Here is a 6,520-nt window from a genome sequence, read left to right on the forward strand (position 1 = left end):
TACAATTCAGGGTCACTCATCTTATTCATTTCAGCCTGTGAGTATAACCCTGTAGAAGATGGAGAAGCAATCAGAAACAACATAAAAGCCACTACAACGGATGAAATTACGAGAAATTTCTTTTTTTGTTCGGCTATCTCCCCCCTGTTTTTGTACAATTGGTGTAAAAATAGAATAGCCAAAATAGGCATACACAGTTCAAGAATAACCAGAATAATGGTAACAGCTCTAAACTTGGAATACATTGGAAAATAGTCCAAAAAGAAATCCGTAAACCACATCATATTCTTTCCCCAGGATAAGAATAACGTAAGTATTGTAACAACTAATAAAGGCCATTTAATTGCCGATTTGATAAAAAATAAACCTACTATCGCTAATAAAAACACCAATGCACCAACATACACGGGGCCACTTGTAAAAGGCTGATCACCCCAATATTGTGAATTTTGTGCAATAAACTCTTTCGCTTCGCGCCTAAAGTCAGCCGTTTTTAAATCTTCTGAAAATTCTCCATTACCAATAGCAACGCTATGTCCCCCTTTTGCATAAGGAATCAAAAATGTCAGAGATTCAGATTTCCCGTAACTCCATTGGGTTACATAATCCCGGTCCAAACCATCTGCCGTCGAATTGGCATCATTTTCCCGTAAATCAGGAGCTATTGTAAGATTATTTTTACCTCTTATCGTTTCATTCGCATACTCCTGCGTCACCATGATATTAGCAGCACTCGACATAATTGCCAATCCATAAGCAACTATTACTCCAGCAGAAGCAGTAAAAAGGCGCTTATAACTTTTTGACTTTATTGCTCGGACTACTTCCAAAACTCCCAATCCAATTAGTAAGAATCCTAAATAATAGGTGATTTGTAAGTGATTCGATCCGATTTCCAACATCATAAAAAAGGCTGAAAGTAAAACGCCCCAAATCAAATTTCGTCGATACGCCATTATAAATGCACCAACAACAGGAGCCATAAACGCAATAGCATACGCTTTTGTAACGTGTCCGGCTTCGATAATAATCAAAAAGTAAGATGAAAAACCAAAAGCCAGGGCTCCGGCAGCAGAGATCCAGGGATTAATTCTAAGTACCAATCCTAAGAAAAAGAACCCTATAAAATAGAGGAATAAAATATTGACAGGGTGTGGCAGTCCCAATCCTACAATATTTCTCAGTGTATAAATATTATTTCCCAATTCATAAACAGATATTTGAATAGCAGGCATTCCTCCAAACATACTATTGGTCCACAAAGGCTCTTCATCCGGGTTCTCGTCGTGAAAAGCACTCAGGTCATTCGACATACCTCTGTAATTGACAACATCGGCCTGTTTCACATCGTATCCGTCAAAAGCCGGACTAAAATATAAGGACGATACGACCAAAAAAATTAACACGGGCACTACATAAGGAATACTGCTCTTTAAAATTCGGCTAAACGACATATTTCTTCTATTTACAAATCAAATCACTTCCGAATTGCTGCATCTTTTCTTCAGAAAGAAAATAAAAGTCCTGATCGATGCTCTGCAATTCATCTTCAGTAATCGGCTTCAGTTTATTTTGGTCTAATATAAAGGCTTTATACGAAATAGACGTAAGAAGTTTATACGAAATACTTCTGTTTTCTCTTCCTGACAATTCGATTTGTATTACCGGGAGATGGGTTCTCAGGGTAGACTCGATTTCTTTGAGAACAAATTGCTCATATCCTTCCACATCTATCTTGACGAAATCTAATTGCTTCAGATCAGAAAAGACAGCATCTCCACGCTCCATTTCTACATCAAAACTAAGGGCTGACTGTCCTACATTATCTCCTGTATCCACTTTGGTAAGCCCATGTCGGACTACTCCATCCCGAACAGGAATTGACATTTTTACCTGCCTTTTCTCCTCTCCTAAAGCGATGTTGTATAAGGAAACTTTTTTTCGGGAAGGCAAAATATTTGATTTCCAAATAGCAGCAAAAAGAGGAATAGGCTCTACAGCATGTAAAGCCCCTCCCTCAATATTTCGTAAAATTCTATTTGAATAGTACCCTAAATTGGCACCAATATCCAGACATACCCAATCCGGTTGTACTAATCGATCTATAAAAAAAAGTTCAGGATATGATTTTTTCAGAAACCCCTGATTCGTAAGAGACAGATAGACTTTACTGATTAGCTTGAGATAAGCTTTTATCCCTATTAACCGGACCAATAGTCTTCGTATCCATTTCATATTAATCCTTTACTTCTTCGTAATCAACATAATCACTTTCATCCCGAGAATGTTCTTTTTTCCCAAGAATTCTGACTTTTCCTTTATTCTTCTCCACTTCTTTTTTCGCTTTTTCAAAGTGTTGCTTTTTGCGTTCAAGATCAGCTGCCTCAGCCTGACCTCTTTTTGCCGTAAACAACTGATTAATAAAACGAAGAATAACAATCACTCCAACAACGATCAGAACAGTCCGGACAACTCCTGTGAAACTGGCCTCCACCATTACTTACTCAGATAAAGGTTTCTTTCGGAATAAATCTTCACAAAGAAAGGATCTTTCAAATTCTTAATGAAGCGAATTGCCTCTCCGGTGGATTTCATTTCCGGACCTAACTCCTTATTTACATTCGGGAATTTTTCAAATGAGAATACCGGGATTTTAATTGCATATCCATCTGTCTTGGGTTCAAAAGTAAAGTCTTTCACTTTTTTATCTCCCAACATCACCTTTGTCGCATAGTTCACATACGGTTCGTCGTATGCTTTTGCAATAAACGGCACTGTTCTGGATGCTCTTGGATTCGCTTCAATCACGTATACTTTGTCATTCTTGATGGCAAACTGGATATTAATCAGCCCCACTGTTTCAAGTGCAACAGCTACTTTTCTGGTAATATCTTCTATCTGCTGCATCACAAAATCTCCCAGGTTGTACGGAGGTAATACGGCATATGAATCCCCCGAATGAATTCCCGCAGGTTCAATATGCTGCATCACACCTATAATGTGAACATCTTTTCCGTCACAGATAGCATCTGCTTCCGCTTCAATTGCTCCTCCAAGAAAGTGATCCAAAAGGATCTGGTTGTCCGGCATATCCCGAAGTATATCCACCACATGATGCTCCAACTCTTCTTTGTTAATCACAATTTTCATCTTTTGTCCACCCAGTACGTAAGACGGGCGAACAAGAAGTGGGAAACCAAGTTGGTCAGACAACTCAAGTGCCTGTTCAGCACTTTCTACTACTCCAAACTCCGGATAAGGAATATTCAGTTCTTTTAATAGTCCTGAGAATTGCCCTCTGTCTTCAGCAAGATCCAGTGCTTTATAAGAAGTTCCAAAAATCCTGATGCCGTATCGCTCCAGTTTTTCAGCCAGTTTTAATGCTGTCTGACCTCCCAGCTGAACAATAACCCCCTCAGGTTTTTCGTGTTGAATAATATCGTAAATATGCTCCCAGAAAACCGGCTCGAAATATAATTTATCTGCCGTATCAAAATCCGTTGAAACCGTCTCCGGGTTACAATTGATCATAATGGTTTCATAACCTGCTTCTTTAGCAGCCAGAACCCCGTGCACACAACTGTAATCAAATTCAATTCCCTGACCAATTCGGTTCGGTCCTGATCCCAGTACCACTACTTTTTTACGATCAGAAACAACTGATTCGTTTTCATACTCGAAGGTAGAATAATAATAAGGTGTCTCTGCTTCAAATTCAGCTGCACAGGTGTCTACCAGTTTGTATACACGTTTGATGCCAAATTCATTTCGCTTGGCATGTACTTCTGACTCCAAACAACGTAACAAGTGAGCTACCTGCCTGTCTGCATATCCTTTTTGTTTGGCTTCGAATAATAGTTCTTTAGGAATGCTTGTCAGTGAATGCTTTTCTATGCTGCGCTCCAACTTGATCAGATCTTCAATCTGACGCAGGAACCAAACATCTATTTTTGTTTTCTCAAATATCGTCTTGAAAGGAATTCCTAGTTTAACCGCATCATAGATATGAAACAATCGGTTCCATGATGGATTCTCCAGAGAGTGCAAAATTGCATCCTGATCTCTCAATTCTTTTCCATCAGCCCCCAAACCATTTCGGTTGATTTCAAGTGACTGACATGCCTTTTGAAGAGCTTCCTGAAAAGAACGCCCGATTCCCATGACCTCTCCTACTGATTTCATCTGGAAACCAAGTCTTCGATCCGATCCCGGGAATTTATCAAAATTCCAACGAGGAATCTTTACAATCACATAGTCCAACGTCGGTTCGAAAAGAGCAGATGTAGTCTTTGTAATCTGATTTTTCAATTCATCCAGGTGATACCCTATCGCCAATTTTGCTGCAATCTTAGCAATCGGATACCCTGTTGCTTTAGACGCAAGAGCTGAAGAACGGGAAACGCGTGGATTGATCTCAATTGCAATTATATCCTCTTTTTCGTCCGGAGAAACAGCAAACTGAACATTACAACCTCCGGCAAAATTACCGATAGAGCGCATCATTTTAATTGCCATATCCCGCATACGCTGAAAAGTCGTATCCGAAAGTGTCATTGCTGGAGCCACCGTAATAGAATCTCCCGTATGTACTCCCATCGGATCAAAATTCTCGATAGAACAAATAATCACAACATTATCATTTGCATCCCGCAAGAGCTCAAGCTCATATTCTTTCCAACCAATAACTGCTTTATCAATCAAGACTTCGTGGATCGGAGACGTATGCAGACCTACCGTAAGTGCAGCATCAAAATCTTCTTTGTGATACACTACAGAACCTCCACTACCTCCAAGAGTGAATGAAGGACGAATCACCAATGGGATTCCAAGCTCCTGCATTACCTCTTTTCCTTCCAGAAAAGATCTTGCTGTCTTAGAAGGCGCGCATCCCACACCGATCTTTTCCATCAGTGCACGAAACTCTTCTCTATCCTCTGTAATATTGATCGCATCAATATCTACTCCAATGATACGAACACCGAATTCTTCCCAGATTCCGAGTTCATCACATTTTATACAAAGATTAAGTGCGGTTTGCCCCCCCATAGTTGGAAGTACCGCATCAATCTTGTGTTTTTCAAGAATAGTCCTGATACTTTCAGGCTCCAAAGGTTGCAGGTACACATTATCCGCTACAACCTTATCAGTCATAATAGTCGCCGGATTAGAGTTAATAAGAGTTACCTCTATACCCTCTTCTCTCAGAGATCTTGCGGCCTGTGAGCCTGAGTAATCAAATTCGCATGCTTGTCCGATGACGATGGGTCCACTTCCGATTATTAGGACCGACTTAATGCTAGTATCTTTTGGCATAAATAAAGAATCGTTTGCGTGTTTAAATAGAACACAATAAATCGGATGCGAATTTAAGGAGAAAAAATGGAACTCACAGGATGTTTTTTGAACAAATACAATTCCTATCTGAACAGCCTTATCTGGCACCCTGTTAAAAAAAAAGAATTTATATTTGCTAAAAATTAGTGCGATGGTAAATACGGTTTTGAACAAACAACAAATTGAGCAAAAGATTGTACGTATTGCTCATGAGATTGTAGAAAACACTTTTTCGCACAACCAGATTTTTATTGCAGGGATTTCAGGTAATGGTATGATTCTGGCAGAAAAGATTGCTACCCTTGTAAAATCAGTAGCGAATCAACAGGTCGAACTGGTAACAATCACGCTAGATAAAGAAGCTCCTTTATCTCACCCCGTAAAGTTATCCTGCCCGCCGGAAGATTTAATCCACTCGGTTATCATTCTTGTTGATGATGTAATCAATTCCGGAAGAACGATGCAGTATGCACTTATGAAAATACTGGAGACACCCGTTGATTTTATAAAGACTGTGACTCTGGTAGACCGCACACATAGGCGTTATCCTATCCGTGCGGATTTTGTAGGAATCACACTTACAACAACATTAAAGGACCGTGTTGAAGTCACTTTCGAAAACGAAGCACGTGCTTACCTCGTATAAGCCCTGATTAATTCAACAATTTTTCCGGGATGTATCTCATTCCCGCTAACAACAAGATGCGCCTGTTCATAAAAAGGAGATCGTATTCGCATCATTTCTGAAATGTACTCTTTCAGTTCCTGTTCACTTTTCTCACGAATTAATGGCCGTGTTATTTTGGCATGTATCAACCGATTCACCAACTGTCCGACAGGATGTTTAAGATAAACTACTATCCCCAAACTCTTCATTTGATCCATGTTGTTATTAAAACAAGGAAGTCCGCCACCAACACTCACAACACCAGAAGAGTTTCGATCAAGGTTATTCAAAAAAAGTGTTTCCTGTTCCCTGAAAAAAAGTTCCCCTTTTTCATCAAACATTTGATTGACTGTTATTGCATGTTTCTTTTCCAACTCCTGATCCGAATCCTGAAAAGAAAGCCCCATTTTCGCAGCCACTTTTTTTGCAACAGATGTTTTCCCGGCTCCCATAAAACCAACAAAAAAGATATACCCCTCCTCCATACTATTCGAATTTGTGGCAAAATAATCAATTTTA

5 protein-coding genes and 1 pseudogene are annotated in these 6,520 nt (G+C 39.5%); 1 reads left to right on the forward strand and 5 read right to left on the reverse strand.

What is annotated here, in order from left to right:
• The 4 genes and pseudogenes from AC4PL9_RS03200 to carB form a co-directional block, all read right to left on the reverse strand.
• Positions 1-1,454 (reverse strand): annotated as a pseudogene (locus tag AC4PL9_RS03200) (hypothetical protein); the annotation flags it as partial.
• A gap of 7 nt (positions 1,455-1,461) precedes the next feature.
• Entirely contained in the window at positions 1,462-2,235 is a 774-nt protein-coding gene (locus AC4PL9_RS03205; RefSeq protein ID WP_491603336.1) for an FkbM family methyltransferase, read from the reverse strand.
• 1 nt (position 2,236) lies between these two features.
• Complete coding sequence (locus AC4PL9_RS03210; RefSeq protein WP_491603337.1) at positions 2,237-2,497, reverse strand: hypothetical protein; 261 nt, start codon at positions 2,495-2,497, stop codon at positions 2,237-2,239.
• Entirely contained in the window at positions 2,497-5,313 is a 2,817-nt protein-coding gene (gene carB, locus AC4PL9_RS03215) for a carbamoyl-phosphate synthase large subunit (RefSeq protein WP_491603338.1), read from the reverse strand. The genes AC4PL9_RS03210 and carB overlap by 1 nt, the downstream gene beginning before the upstream one ends.
• Before the next feature lie 172 nt (positions 5,314-5,485).
• On the opposite strand from carB, the gene AC4PL9_RS03220 reads away from it, so the two are divergent.
• A complete protein-coding gene (locus AC4PL9_RS03220) occupies positions 5,486-5,980 on the forward strand; it encodes a phosphoribosyltransferase family protein (protein WP_491603339.1) in 495 nt (164 codons plus the stop codon).
• On the opposite strand, the gene AC4PL9_RS03225 is transcribed toward AC4PL9_RS03220, so the two are convergent.
• Positions 5,968-6,520: shikimate kinase (locus tag AC4PL9_RS03225; protein ID WP_491603340.1), on the reverse strand; the 553-nt coding region annotated here is incomplete at its 5' end. The two genes, AC4PL9_RS03220 and AC4PL9_RS03225, sit on opposite strands and share 13 nt — an antisense overlap.

The organism is Wandonia sp., assembly GCF_984588085.1.